The organism is Kribbella caucasensis (genome assembly GCF_004361855.1).
Lineage (GTDB): Bacteria > Actinomycetota > Actinomycetes > Propionibacteriales > Kribbellaceae > Kribbella > Kribbella caucasensis.
This window is the reverse complement of record NZ_SNWQ01000022.1, coordinates 1-23,012: the sequence shown is the minus strand read 5'-3', so window position 1 is coordinate 23,012 and position 23,012 is coordinate 1. Positions and strand designations below refer to the sequence as shown.

Genomic DNA, 23,012 nt, shown 5'->3' with positions numbered 1-23,012 from the left:
GAAATGAAGAGTCGGTTCAAGCCAGATCGCGGGTTGACCAGCCGGATGGTGGTGACCAGCTTCCTGCTCGGCCTCCTGTACGTCGGGTTCGTGGCGTTGCTGATCGCGTTGACGAAGAGTGCTGTGCTCGCGGTGGTGATCGCTGGCGGGATGCTGTTTGCGCAGTACTGGTTCTCCGACCGGATCGCGCTCTATGCGATGCGCGGCCGAGTCGTGAGTCCCGAGGAGGCGCCGGAGCTGCACGGCGCGATCGACCGGTTGTGCGCGCTGGCCGACATGCCCAAACCGAAGGTCGCCATCGCGGATGTGGACCTGCCGAACGCGTTCGCGACCGGGCGCAATCCGGACAAGGCGGTCGTGTGCGTGACGACCGGGGTTCTGCGCCGGCTGGACGCTGATGAGCTCGAAGGCGTGCTCGCGCACGAGTTGTCCCATGTCGCGCATCGGGACGTGGCCGTGATGACGATCGCCTCGTTCCTCGGCGTACTGGCCGGGCTCGTCACCCGCTTCGGCCTGTACGGCGGCTTTGGCCGGCGGGATCAGAACACGGCGGTGGTGGTCCTGACGGTCGTGCTGGTGTCCGCGGCGGTCTACGCGATCTCGTTCCTGCTGACGCGTGCGTTGTCCCGGTACAGGGAGCTGGCCGCGGACCGGGCGGCCGCGATGCTGACCGGCCGGCCCTCCGCGCTGGCGTCCGCGCTGACCAAGATCAGTGGCGACATCGCCCGCATCCCGTCCCGCGACCTGCGGCAGGCGGAGGCATTCAACGCGTTCTTCTTCGCCCCGGCGCGATCGGGCGGCTTCAGCCTGTCCTCGCTGTTCTCCACCCACCCGCCGCTCGACCAGCGCCTCGACCGGCTCGGCGCCATCGCCCGCGAGCTGGGTGAGCAGGTCTAGGCCGCGCCTGTTAGGGCACTCGGCACACACTGGAGCCATGGGCCTTCTCGACATCCTGCTCGGCCGGAGCAAAGCCGTCCCGCCGAACCTCGACCAGCTCTTCTCCCTCCCCTCGGCCGCGATCACCCTGGAGACCGCAGCCGGCTACCGCGCGACCGGCAGCGGTTCGGTCTGCTTCAAGACGGCCGAGGGCGGCGGGTTCTCGGCCCTGCGCGAGGAGGTCGACAAGCTGCTCGCGCTCGACAACGGGAAGTTCACCAGCCACACCGACGCGTACGGCTTCACCTGGCTGGTCCGCCAGACCTCCGCCGACGACCTCGAGGGACTGGTCACCGACCTGCATGCGGTCAACACCTCGCTCGTCGACGCCGGCTTCGGCTCCGCCCTGCTCTGCACCCTGGTCGCCTTCACCGACGGCACCAAGTCCCTCGGCCTCGTCTACCTCTACAAACGCGGCTCCTGGTATCCCTTCGTCCCCACCGGCCCAGACCGCCGCGACAACACAGTCGAACTCCAGATCAAGTCCCTCCTCACCACCGACCTGAACCTGGAACCAGACCTCGCCCGCTGGTTCCCCATCTACAACGCCCCCGGCCTCTGATCAGCCGGGCAGCCGAAGCCTGATCCCACTGGACTCGGCGACTCCGGAGTCCAGATACGCGTTGGTGCTCCGCAGGTCCGCGTCAGCTCGCTCGTAGCTGCTCCAGTCGATCATCGCCGTCCAGCGCTGAGCGAAGTCCAGCACGGAATACAACGTCTGACCGTCACCGGCACCGTTGCTGACACCGACGAGACCGGCTAGGTAGTTGTTGCGATAGACAGTGGGAATGATGATCCGCACCTGTCCGGCCGCGGCCAGTTCGGCGTTCGTGAAGAGTCGCGCGATCCGTCCGTTGCCATCGTCAAAGGGATGAACCTCGGTCAGGAGCAGCATGACTGCCACCGCACGCTGGAGCGGGTCGGTCAGCGGCACGATCGCCTCGAAGCCCCGCGCCAACGTGCCCTGCACCATCTCCGGCGCGACGAAGGCGTATCCGCCAGCGTAGTTCTGGGCGACCTTGAACTGACCCGGACGTTTGTCGTCCCGGGCGGCCATCAGGGTCGTATGCCGCTCCACCAGCAACTCCAGGAGTTGGTCTCCCGAGGCCGGAATGGTCTTCGAGAGAACCGGATCGGAGGCGATCCGGTAGGTGGCCGCGACATCGTGCGCATCCTGCGGCCGAGTAGTGGGTACTTCGCCGTCGATGGCGATCCTGCGGGCCTCCTCGACGCCGAACTGGGTGCCCTCGATGAAGTTCGAGAAATACGACTCGAAGAACGGCAGCCACTCCCAACGGCTCTCACCGCCGACGGCCGGTCGCGGTACCGGCGGAATCGTCTGCAGGTAGCGGGTCAGACGTTCGAGCAACTGCAGCCGGTGTTCGTCGTACGGCTCTCCGGCCAGTCGGGCGGCCAGGCGGGTCGAGGTCAGCCGCGTGTTCGCCGATGTCCCGAGCAGGGCCGCGAGTCGCGACCGGACGTCCTCGACCTGACGTTTGCCGAAGTGTCCCGAGATGACATCGAGTTGCGCCAGTAGACGGCTGATGCGGCCGGCCCCACCGATCCGGGCCTCCTCGTCCATCCGGTCCTCTACCGCACGCAGTCCGGCGTACCTGGCGGGCTTACCTTCCCGCGGCCGACCACGGGTGACTGCGTTCTCGACCAGCCCTCGTGCTGGACCGGACAAGTGCAGCCCGTCGGGCATCGGCATGTCACCGGGCAGTGGGCCGGGACCGATTCGTGCGGACAGGGTGAGACCAGGCAAGGACAGATCCGAAGTACGCGGCGGCTCCGGATGGCAGAGGAACAGCCAGCCGTCGACCGGCTCACCTCCACTCAACGCCGATCTGTCGCAGATGACCGCGGCGGGCCAGGTGTGCGCCGCCACCGCAAACCGGTGATGATGCGCGACCTTCTCCGGCGGCAGCGTCGCGTCGATGGCGTATAGACCTGACGCGAGCCGGATGGCGCGACCAGACCGGTGAAACCGGGACAATGAGGCGCGATTGGTCGCGGTGGCGAACTCGAGACGCCCTGCAGGGTGCGGCGCGTTCTGGGCAACATTCATCGCGAAACTCCGGGACCTCATCCAGCGAAAGCAACATCTGTCGACTAAATATACGCCAGAGAGCAACAAATACTCAATAATTACTTCTCAGTCAGTGATGCGACAAGGTCAGCGCCAGGTGATTGGGCCGAGGTTGTAGGAGTTGTTGTAGTCGGGCTCGTCGCCGGTGAACTCGTTGTCGTAACCGTACGGCGGGTCGACGTACTGGATCTCGCCCAGGGGGTCCTTGGGTGAGGTCGCGGCGATCACGCAGGTGCGGTCGGCGGATCCGAGGGCCGGCAACTGGAGTTGTCCTCCGTGTGGGTCGCACTCGGCGACTCCACCGACACCGATCAGGTACGCCGTGGAGCGGCCGCTGCGGAGTTTGGCGACCAGCATCGGCGCCGAGTAGCCGACCAGATTGTTGGTCGACTCGTTGGTGATGACGATCGGCACGTAGTACACGACTTGTCCCCGGGCCGGCCGGGAGTCCTCGGGGAGCGCGGCCACCACGCTCGCCGGCGCCTTCCGGGGAGCCTGGGCGACGATCGAGACCACGCCGCGGAACCGGACCGCGTCGCCGGTGAACTCGATGGGCACAATCGCCCGCTGCCCGAACCGCAATCGGGTCTTCGGCTTGGTCATCCCCTTCCCGACCTTCAACGGTCCACTGGCCGCGACTTCGAAAGCACTGCGGGTGGGGCTGGGCGTGGGGGTAGGTGTGCGACTCGCGGTCGGTGCGGGGCTGGGGGTTGCGCCGCCGGTCGGCGATTGATCCGACGCCGTGGACGACTGACCGCATCCGACGAGCGCGCCGACGGCCAGGAGGGCAACGAGTAACCGGATGATCACCGCACGACACTAACCAGCCCAGGAAGCTCAGCCCGCCGATGGCAAGATGCGGCCAGTGGGCTGTCGGCTTGGTGCCCTCGATCCGGCAGAAAGGGTGGAGCAGGTAAGGGTTGCCTTGCCGGGGGTAGGTCACAGGGGATCGTGGTGGGGTGGGGGCGGTGGAACACGTAGCCTGTACGTATGGCTCCCACTACTGATGAGGTGACCGCTGCGCTTGGCGGTGTGCTTGATCCTGAGATCAAGAAGCCGATCACCGAGCTGGGCATGGTCGAGTCCGTCGTCGTACGGACCGACGGTGTGGTCGCGGTCAAGATCCTGCTGACCGTCGCGGGGTGTCCGATGAAGGACACGTTGCGGCGCGATACGACGGCGGCGGTGAGCAAACTCGAAGGTGTCACCGGGGTCGAGATCGAGCTCGGGGTGATGTCGGCGGAGCAGCGGGCGGCCCTGCAGACGCAGTTGCGCGGTGGGGTTGCCGAGAAGGAGATCCCGTTCTCCCGGCCGGACTCGCTGACCAAGGTGTTCGCGATCGCATCCGGCAAGGGCGGAGTCGGCAAGTCGTCGGTGACGGTGAACCTGGCCGTCGCGATGGCGGCGAAGGGCCTGTCGGTCGGCGTACTGGACGCGGACATCTACGGGCACTCGGTGCCGGCCATGCTCGGTGTCGCGGACGAGCGGCCGACGGCGGTCGAGGACATGATCATGCCGGTGCCGGCGCACGGCGTGAAGGTGATCTCGATCGGCATGCTGAAGCCGAAGCGCGACCAGGTGGTCGCCTGGCGCGGGCCGATCCTGGACCGCGCGCTGGTGCAGATGCTGGCCGATGTGTACTGGGGCGACCTCGACGTCCTGCTGCTCGACCTGCCACCCGGCACCGGTGACATCGCGATCTCGGTCGGCCAGCGGCTGACCAGCGCTGAGGTGATCGTGGTGACGACGCCGCAGGAGGCCGCGACCGAGGTGGCCGAGCGGGCCGGGACGATGGCGCAGATGGTGCACCAGCGGGTCGCGGGCGTGATCGAGAACATGTCGTTCCTGCCCTGCCCACACTGCGGTCCGGAGCACCGGATCGAGATCTTCGGGACAGGCGGCGGAGTACGGGTCGCGGAGACGCTGTCCGCGCGGCTCGGGTACCCGATCCCGCTGCTCGGCGAGATCCCGCTGGACGAGCGCCTCCGCAGCGGCGGCGACCTCGGCCAGCCGCTCACCGCGGCCGACCCGACCACCCCGGCGGCCCAGATCCTCGCCGACATCGCCCAGCGCCTCGGCGGCCGCCCCCGCGGCCTCCTCGGCCGCCAACTAGGCCTCTCCCCCGTCGGCCGCTGACCTCCCCCCGCACCACGCATATCCGCTCGGCGGTCACACCTCGGCCCGTTGGATGCGGCGGAATTCGCCTGGGGTGCTGCCGGTGTGGCGGGTGAAGAACTTGCCGAAGTTGGTGGGTTCGGAGAAGCCGAGGTGGCGGGCGATCGCGGCGACGGGGTCGTCGGTGTGGGCGAGCAGCCGCTGGGCCTGGAGGGCGACGCGGGCATCGATGACCCCTTTCATCGACTGCCCGGTCGCCTCCTGGCATGCGCGGGTGAGGGTCTTGACCGTGTAGCCGAGCTTCGCGGCGTAGTCCTCGGCTCGGCGGGTGTGCAGGTAGGAGCGTTCCAGCTCGGTGCGGAAGCGGGCGTACACCTGGCGGGCATCCTGGCGCGGCCCGTCACCGCCGGCGTCGGACAGCCGGTCGATCTGCAGCATCAAGGTGGCCAGCAGGAACTGGAGGATCTCCCGCGACACGGTCCCGGACGGGCGGCTGTACTCAGCGCTGAGCTGGGCGAAGAGACCGGCCGCGGTCGCGTAGTCCCGGCTGGTGCCCAGCTGCCAGCAGGTGACGCCTGACCAGTCCGCGACCAGGCGATCAGCGGCGCTGAACTCGGGTGGGAAGGCAGCGGTGAACAGGAGGTGCCGGCCGTCCATCCGGCCGGCCTGGTCGAAGCGCTGGACCTGCCCCGGCCTGACCCACAACAGAGTGCCGGGGCGGCAGGGGTAGCTCACGAAGTCGACGACGTGTTCTCCGCTGCCCCCGGTGATCAGGAAGAAGCTGTGGAAGTCGGTCCGGTGGACGCGCTGCAGACGGCCGTCGGGGATGCGCCGGTGCACCTCGGCGAGGTCCATCACCTCGAAACCGGGGACCCGCGCACTCTCCGCGCTGAATCCGAACCCAGGGATCGGATGTCCGTTTTTGACCATTGGTGGTTGGCAGCGTACCTCGTCGGCCCGCGTATTCACAGGGATGCTGAATGGTGTACGGCGACGAGGGGTCGCCAAGAGACCATGAGGGAAGAACCATGAACGGCACCATCACCGTCATCGACGCCGGCCCGGTCCGGGTCCACAGCTACATGTCGCCCGACGACAGCCTGAACGTCACCACGCAACTCATCGAGACACCCGGTCGCGTCATCGCGGTCGACGCGCAGTACGCCCTCGGGTACGCCGACGAGGTGGTGGCGTACGCGAAGGGTCTGGGCAAGCCTCTCGACCGGGTGGTGATCAGCCACGCGCACCCCGACCACTTCCACGGCGCGGCCCGCTTCGGCGCACCCGTCCACGCGCTGGCCGTGGTGCGGGACCAGATCGTTGCCCAAGGCGACGGCCAGGACCCGGGCGGTACGGTCATCCCCGTCGCCGACTTCACGCCGACTCACGTCATCGAGCCGGGTACCGAGGTCATCGACGGGGTGCCGTTCGTCTTCGAGGCACACTCCGGTGGTGAGGCTTCGGACGAACTGGTCATCCGCCTCCCCGAACAGGGTGTGCTGGTTGCCCAGGACCTCGTCTTCAACCGCACACACCTGTTCCTCGGCAACAACGACATCACCGGCTGGCAGTCCGCCATCGACCGGCTCGCCGCCGACCCGGCGTACGACATCATCCTGGCCGGACACGGCCTGCCCGCGAACCGAAGCGTGTACGCCGAGCTGTCGCAGTACTTGATGGACGCCCGCGAACTTCTCGGCGACGACGGCGAGGCCTACAAGAAGGCCATCGTCGATCGCTACCCCGACTACCGCGCCCCCGCCATGATCGACATCGCCAACCAGTACCTGTTCGGCTGACCCGGGTTCGCCGTTCAGCCGGGGAGCCAGCCGACCTTGCCGATGAGGTAGGTGGCGCCGATCAGGGCGGCGGTGTCGATCAGGGTGTGGGCGACGACCAGCGGCATCACCCGTCCCCACCGGCGGTACAGGTGGCAGAAGAGGACGCCCATCACCACGTTGCCGGCGAAGCCACCGAGTCCCTGGTACAGGTGGTACGACCCGCGCAGTACCGCGCTGGCCGTGGTACTGCGAGCGGTCGACCACCCCAGTTGGTCCAGCCGCCGGTTGAGATAGCCGAGGACGATGACCTCCTCGAGCATGGCGTTCTGTACCGCGACGGCGATGAGGACCGGGATCCGCCACCAAGCGCCCGGGAGTTGCGCGGGATCGACGGTCAGGTTGACGCCGGACGCGTACGCGGCGAGGTAGAACGCCAGGCCGGCCCCGCCGACACAGGCGGCAATGACGGTCCCGCGGATCAGGTCACGTCTGCGGTCGCGCAGGTCGAATCCCAACGTCCGAAGCGACTCACCACCACGAGCCATCAGATGCGCGACCAACGCGACCGGTACCAGCGCCCTCACCAGCGCGAACAGCTGCCAGGCGAGGTTCAGCCACGGACGCCCCGGCGCCCGCGAACCCACGATCACGGCCGTCTGGCTGCTCAACCCCTGGCCCGAGGTGAGCACACCGATGAAGGTGATGGATGCGGCCACCGCGGACGCGCCGAGCGACAGCGCAAGAACCAGCCAAACCTCCCCCCCCAGAACCCGGCGCCGCACCTCCGGCTGCCGCGCTGTGCTCACCCCCAGATGATCCCACCCAACCCAAAACAGCTCAGCTGTCTTTGGCGGGCCAGGGGGAGTCGGCGGGGCGGAGGGCGTCGAAGCCTTTGCCGTGGAGGGCGGTCCAGGCTGCGAGGGAGCCCATCACCAGGACGGGGTTGTGGAGGTCGCCCGCCAGTACCGCCTTGACCACGTCTTCCAAGGGAGCCCAGACCGTTTCCATGTCGGCTTCCTCGTGGAGGCGGTCGTAGGTTTCGTCTGCCGCCGACAGGTCTCGGGCGAGGAAGATGCGGACCGCCTCGCTGGTCAGACCGGGTGAGGTGAACGCGTCGACTAGGATGCGCCAGTCGGCGGCCTTGGTGGCGGCTTCTTCCCAGAGTTCGCGTTCGGCACCGATCCGGTACGCCTCGCCCTGTACGTCGAGCAACCCGGCGGGCGGCTCCAACAGCCGATAACCCACCGGATGACGGTACTGGCGGACCAGCAGCATCCGGTCCTCCCCGTCCAGCGCGACCACGCCGACCGCGCCGGGGTGGACCACGACGTCACGGGTGAAGGTCTCACCCCCGTTCGGCGGCGACACGTGATCCCGGCGTACCGAGATCACCCGGCCGGTCTCGTGCACGGTCGACGAGTCCAGTACCGGCCAGGACTCGCGCTCGTCGGCGAGTCCTGAACCGTACCGGAGCTCCGGCCGATCCGTCATCGAGCCTTCGCCCGACCGGCGCCGGCGACCGCATCTCCGCGACCAGAGGGAACCTTGACCGGCTCCTTGGCGGCGGGGACCTCTTCCACCGGCAGCCGGGACTCGCGCTGCCGAACCAGTGCGGCCGCGATCAGCCCGGAGAACAACGGATGCGGCTTGGTCGGCCGGGACCGGAGCTCGGGGTGCGCCTGGGTGGCGACGAAGTACGGGTGCTGCGACCGTTCCAGCTCGATGAACTCGACCAGCTCGTTGTCCGGCGACAACCCGCTGAAAACCAGGCCGGCCGTCTCCAGCTTGTCCCGGTACGCGTTGTTCACCTCGTACCGGTGCCGGTGCCGCTCCTGGACCGACGGAGCGCCGTACAGGTCGCGGACGATCGAGCCGTCGGCCAGGTTCGCCGGGTAGAGGCCGAGCCGCATGGTGCCGCCGAGATCGCCGGATCCGGAGACGATGTGCTTCTGCTCCTCCATCGTCGCGATCACCGGCTGGTCGGCGTCCGGGTCGAACTCGCTGGAGTTCGCCTCCAGCAGGCCGGCCAGGTTGCGCGCCACCTCGATCACCATGCACTGCAGGCCGAGGCACAGCCCGAGGATCGGGATGCCGGCCTCGCGGGCGAATCGGATCGCGCCGATCTTGCCCTCGATCCCGCGGACGCCGAACCCGCCCGGGATGCAGATCGCGTCCACGTCGCCGAGCAGCTTCGCGGCCGCCTCCGGGGTCGCGCACTCGTCGGACGCGATCCAGCGCAGCTCGACCTTCGCGTCGTTGTCGAACCCGCCCGCGCGGAGCGCCTCCGCGACGGACAGGTAGGCGTCCGGCAGGTCGATGTACTTGCCGACCAGGGCGACGGTCACGTGGTCCTTCGGGTGGTGCACGACCCGGAGCAGCTCGTCCCAGCGGGTCCAGTCGACGTCCCGGAACTGCAGGTTCAGCCGGCGTACGACGTACGCGTCGAGGCCCTCGGCGTGCACCACCTTGGGGATGTCGTAGATGCTCGGCGCGTCTACCGCGGCGACGACGGCCTCGACATCCACGTCGCACATCAGCGAGATCTTCCGCTTCACGCTGTCCGGGATCGGCCGGTCCGCACGGCACACGATGGCATCCGGCTGGATACCGATCGAGCGCAGCGCCGCGACCGAGTGCTGGGTCGGTTTGGTCTTCAGCTCACCGCTGGGCGCCATGTACGGCACCAGCGAGATGTGCAGGAAGAACACGTTGTCGCGGCCGACGTCGTGCCGGACCTGGCGCGCCGCCTCGAGGAACGGCAGCGACTCGATGTCGCCGACCGTGCCGCCGATCTCGTGCAGCACGACGTCGACATCCGGACCGGCCATCGCCAGCATCCGGTCCTTGATCTCGTTGGTGATGTGCGGGATGACCTGGACGGTGTCGCCCAGGTACTCGCCGCGCCGCTCCTTGGCGATCACCGACGAGTAGATCTGGCCGGTGGTGACGTTGGCGACCTGGGAGAGATCCCGGTCGAGGAAACGTTCGTAGTGCCCGATGTCCAGGTCGGTCTCGGCGCCGTCGTTGGTGACGAACACCTCGCCGTGCTGGAACGGATTCATGGTGCCGGGATCCACGTTCAGATACGGATCCAGCTTCTGCATGGTGACCCGGATGCCCCGCGCCGTCAGCAGACTGCCGAGGCTTGACGCTGTCAGCCCCTTGCCGAGACTGGATGCCACGCCACCGGTGACGAATACGTGCTTGGTCTGCTGGGAGTTCGAAGCCCTGTCCACGGGCCTTCAGCCTACCTGCTGTCAAGCACTGGTCGCGACGAGACCCGCGTAGATATCGAGCAGATTCTTCGCCACCGTGTCCTCGTCCGGCCATCCAGCGGCCAACTGCAGTCCTTCTGTCCGCATAGCGGCCGCGGCCTCCGGATCAGCCAGCACCTTCCGTACGCCGTCCGCCAGGCCGCCCGCATCGCCTGGAAACGCCAGTACCGCGCTGTCGCCGACCAACTCGGGCACTCCCCCGACAGCGGTCGCCACCACCGGTACGCCGACCTGGAGGGCCTCCTGCAGCACCAGAGCCCGCGCCTCCCAGTGAGACGTGAGCAGGAACACGTCAGCCGCCCCCAAGAGATCCGGTACGTCGTCCCGGTGGCCCAGGAGTCGTACGGGGAGGTTCTCCGCATCGATCCGCGCCTGCAGGTTGTCCCGCAGCGGTCCGTCACCCACCACGGCGAACACTGCCTCGGGGTTGCCCCTCGCAACGTCCGCGGCCACGGACAGTAGCGTCGGGTAGTCCTTCTGCGGCGCCAGACGACCCACAGTCAGTACGAGGGGGGCATCCCCGATCCCCAACTCCTCCCGCACAGCCGCGGACGGCTTGCGGACCTCAGGGATCGCAGGCGCGGCAACCGGCGCCAACCTGGCCTGCCGAGCGCCGAGGCTCCGGGCCAGCTCGACCAGGTCGGACGATGCCCCGAGGGTCAGGTCAGCTCCCCTGGCCACCAACCGCTGCCCGAGCCGCATCACCAGTCCCCGGGGACCGCTGGTGATGACCGCGTTATGCCAGGTGACCACGAGCGGCCGGAGGTGCGACCGGTCGCGCAGAGCGGTCATCCCGGCCCGGTAGCCGTGTGCGTGCACCACGTCGGATCCACGCAGCCCTACGGCCTGACCGACCACAGTGGCGCCGCTGAAGTCGAAGTGGTCGGCTGTGCCCGGCGGTGCGCACACGAGCACCTCGTGGCCGGCGTTCAGGTAGCGCGGCACCAGCGAGGCGACGTGCTGACCGATCCCGCCCCGGGACTCCGCCAGCAGCAGGCCGATCCTCATCGCTTCTCCTCTCCAGTAACAGCACTTGTCGGCACGCCCCGGCGCAACAGGGCTCGGGCGTCCTGCCGATCCAGGGCGACCACGACACCGGCGTACACGATCACCACAGCCAACCCGGACAGGACCGAGAACACCAGTCCACTGCCCCAACTTCCGTCACCGGACGGCAGCGAGATGAACCAGCCGACTGCTGCAGCAAGCACCGCACCAACCAGAGCGGCGACCGTTGCCCGCGGAAGCCCACTGAGCACAGCAGGTCCGGCCGCGCGACGCAGGACGACCAGGAGTACGACCGCTCCGGCGAGCATCCCGACCGACATCGCCGCGGCCAGGGCGAAGACCACACCACCGCCGTCCCACCGCAGCGACAGCAGGAAGCCGACCGCGGCCACCACCAACCACGCCGTACCGGTGACCACTGCGACGCTGCGCCCTGCCTGGCGTGCGTAGAGCACTCTGCCGACGTGCATGAGCACAGCGAATCCGATCAGGGCCGGCGCGAAGGCAAACAGTCCGTCCACCAGGGACGACGCCTGCGCCTCTTGCACCCGCCCGTCGTCGTACGCGAAGACCCGCGCCACGGGCACCGCAGTACCGACCAGCAACGCAGCCCCAGCTCCCCCGGCCAGCATGACGGCCCGCGTGGAGGTCGAAGCAAACAGCTCGAAGCCTGCCGTGTCCCGAGCCTCAAAGGCAGCCGCGAGCCGCGGAAAGACCGCAGTCGTGATCGGCACGGCCAGTACGGCGTACGGCAGCACGTAGACCGCGTTGGCCCACGTGTAGACGGCGATGCTGCCCGGGATGCCCCGATGGTTCGCCAGGTAGGTCGCGGCGAGGAACGCGAGCTGCTGCGCCACCAGTACCGCGAGACCGGCCAGAGCCAGCCGGCGCAGTACCGGGCCGACACCAGGATCCAACCGGAAGGTCGGCCGCACAGGGATGCGCAAGGCCAGCATCGGCAGCAGGACGGTGAGCGCCAGAGCCGCCACACCGGCAGTCGTTCCCCAGGCCAGCAGATCGGCTGCCGACCGCGACGCCTCATCCGCACGCGGAGCCTGCGCGGCGAAGATCAGGTAGGTGCCGATGACAACCACACTGGACACCAACGGCGCCAGCGCACCGGCCGCGAACCGGTGGTGCGACTGCAGTACGGCGGTCGCGATCACCGCCACCGCATACCCGAACACCTGCGGTACGAAGATCACCAGCATCCGCGTCGCCGTCTCCGCGGACCCACCGCACTCCGGCCCCGCGTCAAGCATGGCCGACGTGTACTGCGAGGCCAAAAGCCAAGCCAGCAAGGCGAACGGGGCCAGCAACACCACGGACCAGGTCAGCAGCGCACCGATGATCCGCCCCTGCGCGGCCCGATCGCCACGAGCCACCGGACCGGCCAGCACCGGGATCACCGCACCGGCCAGCGCACCACCGACGACGATCTCGAACAGCACGTTCGGCAACTGGTTCGCCGTCGCGTACGCCTCGGCCAGACACCCCGCGCCGACCGTTTTCGAGAAGACCAGCCACCGGCCGAACCCAACGACCCGAGCCAGCACGGTCACCCCGGCGACCAGTAAGGCCGCCCGAGCGACCCGGCCACCTGTGCTCACAGTCCGCTCACCTCATCGGGGCTGGAGAAGCGGCTGGGCTGAAGCCGGCCCGCTCACCTGGGTCGTCGGCCCCACTGGTCGATCTTGTCCAGCACCGGGTTCCCGGCGATCACCTTGGTGAAGCTGACCTTCTCACTGGCCAGGTTGAGCGCCACCACCGCACCGAGCGCCAGCACCTTGAGCGGACGCGGCAGCGACGCCGCCAGCGCAGTACCGGTGATCGCGCCGAGTCCGTTGGCACCGCAGTCTCCCAGCATCGATCGCTCGCCCAGGTCCGACGGAGCCGCTGCGGCCGCCGCGCCGACGACCGCTGCGGCGGGACCACTTCCGGTCAGAGCGACCGGTGCGCTCACCGCGGTGACGGCCTTCAGCGCCCGGCCCGGACGGAGATCCAGCAGATTCGCGAGGTTCGCCGCACCGGCGATCAAGGCGCCGTCGGCAACGATCCCGGCGACCGCACCTACCCCCTTGGAGCGACGAGGCAACAAAGCCGCAGCCGCCAACCCAGCCGCGCCGACGCCAAGGATTTTCACCGCCCCGCTGGTCACCTCACCGCGGCGAAGAGCCGAGAGATGACCCCGGAATCCCTTGGTATCAGTCGTTCCCGCCAGATCGTCATACGCGCCGACGGCACCCGATACAGACCCAGCCAGCAGGGCAGCGGCCTTCACCCGACCGTCAGAACCACCCGCCGCGACACCAGCGAGCGCGCCGATAACGGCGACCGGTCCTTCGAGCAGCGTGACCGTCTCACCGCGATGGTTTGTCCGCTCGAAAGGTTCGCGCTTCTCCTTAGGCAGCTTCGCAGCGGCCCGTTCGAGTCCCGCCGTGGCCGCAGCCGCGACCACAGCACCGAGGAAGCCCATCAGTTCTCCTTCGCCTGCACCGCGGACGGGGCGACCCCGTTCTTCGCGTCCACGCCGCCGTACTGCCCGGCCTTGCCGCCGGTCTGCTCGACCAGCGCGAAGACGACGGTCGCCTGCCCGCTCGGCATGTTCGCGACGTCCACGGACGAGACGACCTCGGTCGCGTCGGAGTTGCCGCGCAGAGCCTTCACCAGGCCGCCGTTCTGCGCGCTGTCCGGATTGCCCGCGACCACCGAACCGGCGCTGCCGAGGTCGAGCCCGGTGATGAAGTTCACCGCGTCGTCGTACGACGAGTTGTCCGGGGCCGGGGTCGGCGGCTTAGCGGCGATCACGACGACCAGGCTGGCCCGGTCCTTCGGCGTCGGCTTCAGCGACAGCAGCTTCGAATCGGTCAGCCCGCTGAGGATCTTGGTGGACTCCGAGTCCAGCGTCTTGCCCTCCTCGCGGGCGACGATGCCGCGGGCCAGGATCAGGCCGGCCCGCTGGTACGTCGTACTGTCGCTCGGGAACGTGACGTCCGCGGTGACGAGCTCGTTCACCAGCGGCTCGACCAGCTGGCGCTGACCGGGGTCGAACAGCTTGCTGTCCAGCGAGACCCGGGTGGTCACCTGCGCGCCGGCCTTCTCGATCGCGTCGGACACCGCGTTGGTCATGTCGCCGTCGGCGGACGGCATCGTCACGATCGCGACCTTCTTGCCGGTCAGCTTGCCGTCGGTCAGCCCGGCGGTCACCTTGGCCACGTAGTCGTCGCGGTACTTGTCCAGTGCCTTGACCTCGATCAGCTCGGCCCGGGCGTCCTCGAGCGCGGCCCGGTCCCGGTCGGCCTGGCTCTGGACGATCTCACTGCCGGTGCCCTTCAGCGGGCCGGCGCCGAGCACCACGCCGGCGCCGAGTGCGAAGAAGATCGCCACGATCGAGACGATGTGGTAGCGAAAGTCGATCACGTGAACAGCTCCCGGATCCAGTAGACGAGGTCGTTCCAGCGCGCCCGCAGGATCGACCAGAGCACGTCGTCGGCGCCGATGGCGACCATCGCCACCCCGAGCGCGAACAGGCCGGCCACGATCAACGCGACCACCTGGAAGGTAGAGACCCGGCTCCGGTACAGCCGGCCGACACCCTTGGCGTCGACCAGCTTGGCACCGACCCGCAACCGGGTGATGAAGGTGCTCGCCATCCCGGAGCGGCCCTTGTCCAGGAACTCCACCAGCGAGTTGTGGGTGCCGACCGCGACGATCAGCGAGGCGCCCTTGGAGTCGGCCAGCAGCATCGCGACGTCCTCGCTGGTGCCGGTGGCCGGGAACTCGATCGAGTCGACGCCGAGCCGCTCCAGCCGCTCCGAACCGGGCGCGCGCCCGTCCCGGTAGGCGTGCACGACGACCTCGGCGCCGCACTTCAGCGTGTCGTCGCTGACCGAGTCCATGTCGCCGACGATCAGGTCCGGCACGTAGCCGTTCTCGACCAGGGCGTCGGCGCCGCCGTCCACACCGATCAGGACCGGCCGGTACTCGCGGATGTACGGCCGCAGCGCGACCAGGTCCTCCCGGTAATCGTACCCGCGGACCACGATCAGCACGTGCTTGCCGTCCATCGCCGTGTGGACCTCCGGCACGCCGACACCGTCGAGCAGCAGGTCGCGCTCGCGGCGCAGGTACTCCAGCGTGTTCGCGGTGAACGCCTCCAACTGGGTCGACAGACCCGCACGGGCGTCGTCCATCAGCTGTGCGACGGTCTCGTCATCCTGGGCGATCCCCTTGGCGACGACCTCCTCACCGCGGTACAGGGTGCCGTCGTGCAGCCGGACCCGCTCACCCTCGTGCAGGACCGAGAAGACCTCGCGGCCGACCCCGTCGACGAGTGGGATGCCGGCCTCGACCAGGATCTCCGGGCCGAGGTTCGGGTACCGGCCACTGATCGAGTCGGCCACGTTGACCACGGCGGCGACCCGGCGGTCCACCAGGGCCTCCGCGCTGACGCGGTCCAGGTCGACGTGATCGATCACCGCGATCTCGCCCGGCCTGAGCCGTTTGGTGAGATTCTTGGTACGGCGATCCAGCCGGACCACCCCGGCGGTCCCGGGCAGTTCAGTAGGGCGTGCTCTCCGCAGGCTGGGCAGTTTCATCGCGCTCTCATCCTGCCATGTCAAGAGCCCCACGCCCGCCTATTTGCGGCCTGCGAGGGTCAATCCCGTAGGAATACCCGTGTGGCGTTGGGTTAAATCATCCTTTTGGGCGAGACTTCTTCCGCGGCCTGGTATGCCGCTCCGCCGCCAGCGCGAGCAGCTCCTCGGCGTGGGCCTGGGCGGCGTCGGAGTGCTCCAGGCCGGCCATCATCCGGGACAGCTCCTTCAGCCGCCCGTCGTCGTCCAGCGCGACCAGGCCACTCGTGGTGACCGAGCCGTCGTCACTCTTCAGCACCACCGCGTGACGATCCGCGAACGCGGCCACCTGCGGCAGGTGCGTCACCACGATCACCTGGGCCTTCTCCGCCAGCCGGGCCAGCCGCTTGCCGACCTCGACCGCCGCCCGGCCGCCGATCCCGGCGTCGATCTCGTCGAACACGAGCGTCGGCACCGGATGTGTGTCGGACAGGATCACCTCGAGGGCCAGCATCACCCGGGACAACTCACCGCCCGAAGCCGCTTTCTGCAGGGGCCGGGCCGGGCTGCCCATGTTCGCCGCGAAACAGAACTCGATCTCGTCGATCCCGAACGGACCGGCCGTGGTCTCGTGCACCTCGACGGTCAGCTTCGCGTGCGGCATCGCCAGCCCGGTCAGCTCCTCGGACACCAACACCCCGAGCCGCTCGGAGGCCTCGATCCGGGCCTGCCTGACCTGCTGCCCGAGGTCGGCCAGCTTGGCCCGCAACTCGTCCAGTTCGCCGGCCAGCAGCTCGACCCGCTCGTCGCTGCCGTCCAGCTCGGCCAACCTTGCAGCCGACCGCTTCGCCCAGTCGAGTACTTCGTCGACCGTGCCTTCGTCCGCGCCGTACTTGCGGACCAGGTTCGTCAGCGCGGCCCGCCGATCACTGACCACGGCGAGCCTGGCGGGATCCGTGTCCACGTCAGCGGCGTACGACGAGAGCTCGCCGGCCAGGTCTGCCGCGAGGTACCCGAGTTCGCTGGCCCGGTCGGCGAGCTCGGCGAGTTTCGGATCGTGCTCGCGCTCCGCCTCGAGGGCCTGCTTCGCCAGCGCCAGCAGACCGAGTACGTCGCCCGGGCGGGTCGAATCCAGGTCCTCCGCGGCGAGAGCGTCGGCCGCCGTCGTGGCCGCAGTACGGAGGCCGTCGGCGTACGCGAGGCGATCCTCCTCGGCGGCCAGCTCGGCATCCTCACCGGGCAGCGGCTCGGCCTTGGCGATCTCGTCCAGCCCGAAGCGCAGCAGATCCGCCTCCGCCAGCCGATCGCGCTGCCGGGTGGTCAGCTCGGTCAGCTCCGCCTCGACCTCCCGATGCCGCCGGTACGCCGCGGCGTACTCCCCCAGCGGAACGAGAACCGGCTTGCCCGCAAACGTGTCGAGCGTCTCCCGCTGCCGCGCGGGCTGCAGCAGTCGCCACTGCTCGGCCTGCCCGTGGATCGCGACCAGGTCACCGGAGACCTCGGCGAGCACCGACACAGGCACCGAGGCGCCGCCCAGGAACGCCCGGGAGCGCCCCTCCGACGACAGCTCGCGGGCGATCAGCAACTCGTCGTCGTCCAGCTCGCCACCGCGCTCCTCGGCCTGCTGCACGATCGATCTCGGCACCGAACTGGCCCGGCCCTCGACCCGCGCCCGGCGGGTGCCGTGCCGGACCAGGCCGCTGTCGGCGCGGCCGCCGAGCAGCATGTTCACACCCGTAACGACCATCGTCTTTCCGGCGCCGGTCTCGCCGGTGACCGCGGTGAAGCCCGGATCGAGGTCCAGGGTGGCGTCCTCGATCACGCCCAGCCCGGTGATACGGATCTCCGAGAGCATGTCCTAGGTCTCCTCTTGTGAACCTTCATCGCGTTGCCGGCGCGCCGCCGCGTTGCGTTCGTTCCGGGCCGCCGCTGTGCCGCGCCAGCCGAGCACCGGCAGGTCGAACTTGGCCACCAGCCGGTCAGTGAACGATGCCTCGTGCGCCCGCGCCAGCCGGACCGGATGCTTGCCGCGGCGAACCTGGATCCGGGCGCCCGGCGGCACCTCGACCATCCGCCGCCCGTCGCACCACACCACACCACGCCCGTGCCAGGCCGCGACCAGCTCGACCGACAACTGGGAAGACGGCGCCACCACGATCGGCCGGGAGAACAACGCATGCGCGCTCAACGGCACCATCAGGATCGCCTCCACCTCAGGCCACACGATCGGCCCGCCGGCAGAGAACGCGTACGCCGTACTACCGGTCGGGGTGGCGACCACGACCCCGTCGCAACCCCACCGCGACAACGGCCGCCCGTCCACCTCGACCATCACCTCGAGCATCCGCTCCCGCGCGGCCTTCTCCACACTCGCCTCGTTCAGCGCCCAGGTGTCGAAGATCAGGTCGTCACCGACGAACACGTCGACCGCGAGCGTCATCCGCTCCTCGACCGTGAACGTGCGGGCGACCACGACGTCGACGATCCGCTCCAGATCGTCGACCTCCGCCTCGGCCAGGAACCCGACGTGCCCCAGGTTGACGCCGAGCACCGGCGTACCGTGCGGGCGGGCCAGCTCGGCACCGCGCAGGATCGAGCCGTCGCCGCCGAGCACGATGATCAGCTCGACGTCCAGGGCGGCCTTCTCCGGGTCGTTGGCGATCTCGACCGGGTCCAGGGCAAGCGCGTCCGCTTCCTCACCGAGCAGCCGGACCAGCAGACCGGCGGCCGTGAGCAGCCGGTGCGCCTCCCGGGCGACCTCGACCGCATGGTCGCGGCCGGTGTGGGTCACCAGCAGCACTCGCCGCGGCTCGCGCTCTTCCACTCCGACCTGCCTTCGATCGGCTCACTGGGCCGATTCACTCGGTTTCACGGTTAGTTATTGCGGGCCGCGTTCGACCGCGGTCTGCAGCATCGTCTCATCGAGAGGTGACGCCGACCTGCGTATCCACAGGAAGTATTCGACATTTCCTGACGGGCCAGGCAACGGACTCGCCGCGACACCCTCCACGCCCCAGCCCAGCTCGGCAGCTTTCGCCGCTACCCCGCGGACCGCGTCGGCGCGCAACTCGGGGTCGCGGACGACGCCGCCCTTGCCCAACCGCTCCTTGCCGACCTCGAACTGCGGTTTCACCATCAGCACCAGCTCGCCGTCCGGTTTCACCACGCCGATCAGGGCGGGCAGGACGAGGGTGAGCGAGATGAAGCTCAGATCGCTCACCACGAGGTCGACCGGGTCGCCGCCGATATCGTCCAGGGTGAGCGTGCGAACGTTCGTACGGTCCATCACCATGACGCGTTCGTCGTTCTGCAGCGACCAGACGAGCTGGCCGTAGCCGACGTCGACCGCGATCACGCTCGCGGCCTCGTTCCGCAGCAGCACGTCGGTGAATCCGCCGGTGGACGCGCCCGCATCCAGGCACCGCCGGCCCTTCACCTGTACGCCGCTGAACGCCTCCAGCGCCCCGAGCAACTTGTGCGCGCCACGGCTCGCGTATCCCGGGTCTTCGGTCTCAGAAGTGTCCACCAGGATCGGGGCGTCCGCGCCGACACCGGTCGCCGGTTTGGTGGCGACCGTGCCGGAGACCTTCACCTTCCCCGCCGCGACCAGTTCACTCGCATGCTCCCGCGACCGCGCCAGCCCGCGCCGTACCAGCTCCGCGTCGAGCCTCAGCCGCTTGGCAGCTCCCTTAGGCACTCAGTTACGGTCGCCGGACTCGGCGTCCGCCTCCACGAGCGCGTTCTGCAACCGCTCGTGCAGGTCCGCGTACACCTCGGCATGCTCACCAACAGGCCGCTCCCGCAACCCATCCAGCCGAGCCATGGTCTCCTCCACCAACGGATGCGCCCCCTCACCCACCCTCTCCTCAACCGCCTCCCCGTACGCCGCATCGCCCGCCGGGTCGCCATACGAGGCCTGGTCGGTCGGGGAGTCGCCGGGGAAGTCGTCGGCGGGTGGTTCGTCGTAGGTGCTCTCCGGCTCGGGCTCTGTGTCGTAGTCCGGGGTGTGCTCGTCAGGCTCGGGACCGAACCCGGGCTCGACGTCCGGGTCGAACGCCGGTGGTACCTGCTCGCCGGGGTGCTCAGTCACGTCAGGCCTTCTTAGCCGGGGCCTTCTTGGCCGCCTTCTTCGCCGTGCTCTTGGTCGCGGTCTTCTTCGCCGCCGCCTTCTTCACGGTCGCCTTCTTCACCGGCGCCTTCTTCGCCGGTGCGCTCTTCGCCGGTGCGGCCTTGGCCGGAGCTGCCGGGGCCGCGGCCGCGTTCGCCATCGCATCGGCCAGCTCCTGCTGGAGCAGGTTCACCCGCCGGGTCAGCGCCGCGACCTCCTCGGACCGGACGAACCCGAGCCGCGCCACCGCACCCTCGACCTCGTTCGCCACGATCGCCTGCAGCAACTGGCGATTGCTCTTGCTGGTGGCAACGATCTCGTCGGCCAGGTCGGACACCTTGGCGGTCAGCCCGGAGGTCAGCGCGTCGGCACCGGTCTGCTGCAACAGTGCCTTCGCCGCCTGCTGTGCCCGCTGCTTGGTCACCTCGGTCAGCCCGTTCGCCAGCTGTACATAGCCGCGCAGTGCATCCATCACCATGACTACCTCCTCGGTCCGTCCCAGCAACGGTATCGCGCCAACCCCCCAACACCACCCCAACCCCGCACCCAACAACCAGACCCGCCCCGCCGAAATCTCAGAGGCTAACCTCGCACCTTCATGGTTACCCCCCTCAGAATCCGATGGGCTAACCATTCACCTCATGGGCTAGCCTCCGAAATGCCGCCGGGGCCGGTGGGTGTCAGGCGGGGAGGCCCTACTTGTCCAGGCCTACTCGGTGGAGGGCGGTGTCGATGGCTATGGTGCCGGGTTTGGGGGTGGGCTTCGGGAGCGGGCGGCGGCCGCGGCTGACCGACTTCGCCGTGGGCTTGGCCGGCTCGTCCACCGCGGTCCACACGGCCGACAGGATCGCGCGCAACCCGTCGTACGGCTCGCCCTCGCCCTTCACCGCGGCGGACCCGTTGACCACCTCGGCCGTCCACCCGCGGCACGTGTGCTTGCCGCCCTCAACCACCACGCCCGGCTGCTTGTCCAGCAGCGCGGTCAACCCCTCCGCGATGTACGTCGGCCGCTGGTCCTTCGGCGCCCGCGCGAGGTCGTGCGCGTCATGCACGCCGGTCGCCACCCACAGACTCGCGATCCCGACGGCATTCGCGCCCTGGATGTCGGAGTCCAGCCGGTCGCCGATCATCAGCGGCCGCTTCGCCTTCAGCCGTTCGATACTCGTCTCCAGCAGCGGCGGCTCCGGCTTGCCCGCCACGATCGGGTCCCGCCCGACGGCCGCCCGGACCGCCTGCACCAGCGTCCCGTTCCCCGGCGCCATCCCGCCCGCGGTCGGGATCGTCAGGTCGAGGTTCGTCGCGTACCACTTCGCGCCCTCGTTGATCGCGTGCGCCCCGTCGGCGAGCATCACCCAGTTCACGTCCGGGTGGAACCCCTGTACGACGGCCACCGGATCCGCGTCACTCGACCGGACCGGCTTCAGCCCGTACTCCTCCAGCGCGGCGTACAGCCCCTCACCGCCGATCACCAGCACCGGCGACCCGGCCGGGAAGTCGTCCGCGATCAGCTTCGCGGCAGCCTGCGCGGAGGTGACCACGTCATCGGCGATCACATCCAGCCCGAACGACGCCAAATGCTCGGCGACCACCGAGGCCGGCCGGCTGGCGTTGTTGGTGATGTAGCCGAGCCGCATGCCCTCCTTCGCAGCCTTACGGAGGTTATCCGGTGCGTCCGGGACCGGGTCGGGGCCGACGTACACGACCCCGTCGAGGTCGAGCAGCGCCACGTCGTACCGATTGGCGAGCGGTTCGTCACACTCCGAGAGCGGCGCGGGCGATTCCCGTTTCGCGGTCATGCTTCCCCCCGTACGATGCCCCGCATGCCTGCGGCGCCGGTGCTCCGATTGGAGCCGTTCCGTGCCTGGCGATTCGTCGCCGGCAAGGTGAGCGCGCTCGGCGCCGTGACCTCGCCGCCGTACGACGTACTGGAACCCGCCCTGGTCCGGCGGCTGACTGACGCTGATCTGCACAACATGGTGAGGCTCATCCTTCCACGCGACCCCGAGCTCGGCCCTGCCCGGTACGACGAACCGGCGCGACGCCTGGCCGGCTGGCAGCACGACGGCATCGTGGTGCAGGACACCAGGCCCGCACTGTACGTCTACGAGCAGCAGTACCAGGGCGCAGTGCTCTGTGGTCTGGTCGGATCGCTCGGACTCGACCCGGCCCGTCGGGTGGTGCTCCCGCACGAGGACGTGATGCCGCACTGGGTCGACGACCGCTTCCAGCTGATGGAGGCGACTGACGCCGACCTGGAGCCCATCCTGCTCGCGTACGCCGGTGGTGGGGCCGCCAGTGATGCCGTGGACTCCGCCCGCTCCGGTACGCCGTGGCTGGTCGCCGACACCGAGAACGGCGCACACCACCGGATCTGGCGGATCGACGACCCCGCAGTACTACGCCAGATCGCAACGGAACTCGCCCGGCACGACGCCCTGATCGCGGACGGCCACCACCGGTACGCGGCGTACCTGGAGAGGTCCCGCCGCCAACCAGAGCGACCCGGTACGCGGTCTGGTCTCGCGATGCTGGTGGACAACGACCGGCACCCACTAACCCTGGACCCGATCCACCGAGTGGTCCCTGGTCTGTCACTGGCCACGGTGTCGGAGCGGACTCCTCCGACTTGGGACGTGCTGCCCGGACGCGTGGACGGCGTACCGGACCGCATCGCGATCAGTGACGGCTCCACGTGGGTCACCCTGCGGTCCACCGACCACCGACCGGAGCCGACGGTCTCCCTGCTGCACGGTGAACTCCTGCCGGCCTGGGGCGTTGACGTGAATGAGATCGGCTTCCACCACGCACTGAGCGACGCGCTGGCCCTCGCCGGTCCCACACAGGTCGCTGTGGAGCTGACCGCTCCCAAGATGGATCAGGTACTCCGCTCAGCCGTGCGGGGCGTCGTCCTGCCGCAGAAGGCGACCTCGTTCGGCCCCAAGCCACGCGTGGGGCTGCTGTTCCGCACGCTCGACTAGGGCCTGCCTGAGCGTGCCGCGCAGCACGCAGGGAACCGTCAGACAGGCCCTAACGGGCTCTTCAAACTTGACCGGGCAGCGATTCTGGTCTGGCTGTGCTCCGGCGTGATTGCCGGGTGCAGAAGTACCGTACTCGGCGGCGTTGGTT

The 23,012-nt window shown here is 69.0% G+C and carries 22 protein-coding genes; 5 read left to right on the top strand and 17 right to left on the bottom strand.

Going from position 1 to position 23,012, the window contains the following annotated elements; all coding sequences use genetic code 11:
- Positions 1-3 precede the first annotated feature (3 nt).
- Together htpX and pspAB are read left to right on the top strand one after the other, a co-directional pair.
- Positions 4-897, top strand: coding sequence for a zinc metalloprotease HtpX (htpX, locus tag EV643_RS34385; protein WP_133804383.1), 894 nt, complete (start codon positions 4-6; stop codon positions 895-897).
- A gap of 37 nt (positions 898-934) precedes the next feature.
- Positions 935-1,498 (top strand): PspA-associated protein PspAB, encoded by a 564-nt coding sequence (pspAB, locus tag EV643_RS34380; RefSeq protein ID WP_133804382.1) that lies wholly within the window; start codon positions 935-937, stop codon positions 1,496-1,498.
- On the opposite strand, the gene EV643_RS34375 is transcribed toward pspAB, so the two are convergent.
- Both EV643_RS34375 and EV643_RS34370 read right to left on the bottom strand, forming a co-directional pair.
- Positions 1,499-3,004, bottom strand: a complete 1,506-nt coding sequence (locus tag EV643_RS34375) for a Fic family protein (RefSeq protein ID WP_166665684.1) — start codon at positions 3,002-3,004, stop codon at positions 1,499-1,501. It abuts the gene before it with no gap.
- A gap of 108 nt (positions 3,005-3,112) precedes the next feature.
- Positions 3,113-3,835: a hypothetical protein gene (locus EV643_RS34370; protein ID WP_133804380.1), complete on the bottom strand. Its 723-nt coding sequence runs from the start codon at positions 3,833-3,835 to the stop codon at positions 3,113-3,115.
- Between the two features lie 180 nt (positions 3,836-4,015).
- Here EV643_RS34370 and EV643_RS34365 point away from each other — a divergent pair, with 180 nt between their 5' ends.
- Complete coding sequence (locus EV643_RS34365; RefSeq protein WP_133804379.1) at positions 4,016-5,161, top strand: Mrp/NBP35 family ATP-binding protein; 1,146 nt, start codon at positions 4,016-4,018, stop codon at positions 5,159-5,161.
- Positions 5,162-5,194: 33 nt separating this feature from the next.
- Here EV643_RS34365 and EV643_RS34360 read toward each other — a convergent pair whose 3' ends face one another.
- A complete protein-coding gene (locus EV643_RS34360; protein ID WP_133804378.1) occupies positions 5,195-6,070 on the bottom strand; it encodes a helix-turn-helix domain-containing protein in 876 nt (291 codons plus the stop codon).
- A gap of 98 nt (positions 6,071-6,168) precedes the next feature.
- Between EV643_RS34360 and EV643_RS34355 the strand changes: the two genes are divergently transcribed.
- Positions 6,169-6,939 (top strand): MBL fold metallo-hydrolase, encoded by a 771-nt coding sequence (locus EV643_RS34355; protein WP_133804377.1) that lies wholly within the window; start codon positions 6,169-6,171, stop codon positions 6,937-6,939.
- Between the two features lie 14 nt (positions 6,940-6,953).
- On the opposite strand, the gene EV643_RS34350 is transcribed toward EV643_RS34355, so the two are convergent.
- From EV643_RS34350 to EV643_RS34285, 14 genes are all read right to left on the bottom strand, one after another.
- Complete coding sequence (locus EV643_RS34350; RefSeq protein ID WP_238165994.1) at positions 6,954-7,727, bottom strand: CPBP family intramembrane glutamic endopeptidase; 774 nt, start codon at positions 7,725-7,727, stop codon at positions 6,954-6,956.
- Positions 7,728-7,758: 31 nt separating this feature from the next.
- A complete protein-coding gene (locus EV643_RS34345) occupies positions 7,759-8,412 on the bottom strand; it encodes an NUDIX domain-containing protein (protein WP_133804375.1) in 654 nt (217 codons plus the stop codon).
- Complete coding sequence (pyrG, locus tag EV643_RS34340; protein ID WP_238165993.1) at positions 8,409-10,157, bottom strand: CTP synthase; 1,749 nt, start codon at positions 10,155-10,157, stop codon at positions 8,409-8,411. Before pyrG ends, EV643_RS34345 begins: the two co-directional genes overlap by 4 nt.
- A 21-nt stretch (positions 10,158-10,178) precedes the next feature.
- Positions 10,179-11,204 (bottom strand): glycosyltransferase family 4 protein, encoded by a 1,026-nt coding sequence (locus tag EV643_RS34335; protein WP_133804374.1) that lies wholly within the window; start codon positions 11,202-11,204, stop codon positions 10,179-10,181.
- Positions 11,201-12,814 carry a murein biosynthesis integral membrane protein MurJ gene (murJ, locus tag EV643_RS34330; protein WP_133804373.1) on the bottom strand — a complete coding sequence of 538 codons (1,614 nt, stop codon included), beginning with the start codon at positions 12,812-12,814 and terminating at the stop codon, positions 11,201-11,203. The genes EV643_RS34335 and murJ overlap by 4 nt, the downstream gene beginning before the upstream one ends.
- Positions 12,815-12,867: 53 nt before the next feature.
- Positions 12,868-13,680 (bottom strand): hypothetical protein, encoded by an 813-nt coding sequence (locus tag EV643_RS34325; protein ID WP_133804372.1) that lies wholly within the window; start codon positions 13,678-13,680, stop codon positions 12,868-12,870.
- Positions 13,680-14,624, bottom strand: a complete 945-nt coding sequence (locus EV643_RS34320; RefSeq protein ID WP_133804371.1) for a copper transporter — start codon at positions 14,622-14,624, stop codon at positions 13,680-13,682. The genes EV643_RS34325 and EV643_RS34320 overlap by 1 nt, the downstream gene beginning before the upstream one ends.
- A complete protein-coding gene (steA, locus tag EV643_RS34315) occupies positions 14,621-15,802 on the bottom strand; it encodes a putative cytokinetic ring protein SteA (protein ID WP_133804370.1) in 1,182 nt (393 codons plus the stop codon). The genes EV643_RS34320 and steA overlap by 4 nt, the downstream gene beginning before the upstream one ends.
- Positions 15,803-15,899: 97 nt before the next feature.
- Positions 15,900-17,633: a DNA repair protein RecN gene (recN, locus tag EV643_RS34310; RefSeq protein ID WP_133804369.1), complete on the bottom strand. Its 1,734-nt coding sequence runs from the start codon at positions 17,631-17,633 to the stop codon at positions 15,900-15,902.
- A gap of 3 nt (positions 17,634-17,636) precedes the next feature.
- Positions 17,637-18,602, bottom strand: a complete 966-nt coding sequence (locus tag EV643_RS34305; RefSeq protein ID WP_133804368.1) for an NAD kinase — start codon at positions 18,600-18,602, stop codon at positions 17,637-17,639.
- Between the two features lie 54 nt (positions 18,603-18,656).
- A complete protein-coding gene (locus tag EV643_RS34300) occupies positions 18,657-19,475 on the bottom strand; it encodes a TlyA family RNA methyltransferase (protein ID WP_133804367.1) in 819 nt (272 codons plus the stop codon).
- A complete protein-coding gene (locus EV643_RS34295; protein WP_133804366.1) occupies positions 19,476-19,868 on the bottom strand; it encodes a hypothetical protein in 393 nt (130 codons plus the stop codon). It lies immediately after the preceding gene.
- 1 nt (position 19,869) lies between these two features.
- Positions 19,870-20,364: a polyhydroxyalkanoate synthesis protein PhaF gene (locus EV643_RS34290; RefSeq protein WP_133804365.1), complete on the bottom strand. Its 495-nt coding sequence runs from the start codon at positions 20,362-20,364 to the stop codon at positions 19,870-19,872.
- A 217-nt stretch (positions 20,365-20,581) separates the two neighbouring features.
- Positions 20,582-21,682, bottom strand: a complete 1,101-nt coding sequence (locus EV643_RS34285) for an HAD-IIA family hydrolase (RefSeq protein WP_133804364.1) — start codon at positions 21,680-21,682, stop codon at positions 20,582-20,584.
- Positions 21,683-21,706: 24 nt separating this feature from the next.
- Between EV643_RS34285 and EV643_RS34280 the strand changes: the two genes are divergently transcribed.
- Positions 21,707-22,864: a DUF1015 family protein gene (locus tag EV643_RS34280; protein ID WP_133804363.1), complete on the top strand. Its 1,158-nt coding sequence runs from the start codon at positions 21,707-21,709 to the stop codon at positions 22,862-22,864.
- The last annotated feature ends 148 nt before the right edge of the window (positions 22,865-23,012 follow it).

Excerpts from the sequence above, each read along its gene's own strand:
- EV643_RS34365 (WP_133804379.1), top strand. The coding sequence starts at position 4,016 with ATGGCTCCCACTACTGATGAGGTGACCGCTGCGCTTGGCGGTGTGCTT.
- htpX (WP_133804383.1), top strand. The coding sequence starts at position 4 with ATGAAGAGTCGGTTCAAGCCAGATCGCGGGTTGACCAGCCGGATGGTG.
- EV643_RS34325 (WP_133804372.1), bottom strand. The coding sequence starts at position 13,680 with ATGGGCTTCCTCGGTGCTGTGGTCGCGGCTGCGGCCACGGCGGGACTC.
- EV643_RS34345 (WP_133804375.1), bottom strand. The coding sequence starts at position 8,412 with ATGACGGATCGGCCGGAGCTCCGGTACGGTTCAGGACTCGCCGACGAG.
- EV643_RS34355 (WP_133804377.1), top strand. The coding sequence starts at position 6,169 with ATGAACGGCACCATCACCGTCATCGACGCCGGCCCGGTCCGGGTCCAC.
- EV643_RS34360 (WP_133804378.1), bottom strand. The coding sequence starts at position 6,070 with ATGGTCAAAAACGGACATCCGATCCCTGGGTTCGGATTCAGCGCGGAG.
- EV643_RS34285 (WP_133804364.1), bottom strand. The coding sequence starts at position 21,682 with ATGACCGCGAAACGGGAATCGCCCGCGCCGCTCTCGGAGTGTGACGAA.
- EV643_RS34375 (WP_166665684.1), bottom strand. The coding sequence starts at position 3,004 with ATGAATGTTGCCCAGAACGCGCCGCACCCTGCAGGGCGTCTCGAGTTC.
- recN (WP_133804369.1), bottom strand. The coding sequence starts at position 17,633 with ATGCTCTCGGAGATCCGTATCACCGGGCTGGGCGTGATCGAGGACGCC.
- pspAB (WP_133804382.1), top strand. The coding sequence starts at position 935 with ATGGGCCTTCTCGACATCCTGCTCGGCCGGAGCAAAGCCGTCCCGCCG.
- EV643_RS34280 (WP_133804363.1), top strand. The coding sequence starts at position 21,707 with ATGCCTGCGGCGCCGGTGCTCCGATTGGAGCCGTTCCGTGCCTGGCGA.
- EV643_RS34290 (WP_133804365.1), bottom strand. The coding sequence starts at position 20,364 with ATGGTGATGGATGCACTGCGCGGCTATGTACAGCTGGCGAACGGGCTG.
- EV643_RS34335 (WP_133804374.1), bottom strand. The coding sequence starts at position 11,204 with ATGAGGATCGGCCTGCTGCTGGCGGAGTCCCGGGGCGGGATCGGTCAG.
- steA (WP_133804370.1), bottom strand. The coding sequence starts at position 15,802 with ATGAAACTGCCCAGCCTGCGGAGAGCACGCCCTACTGAACTGCCCGGG.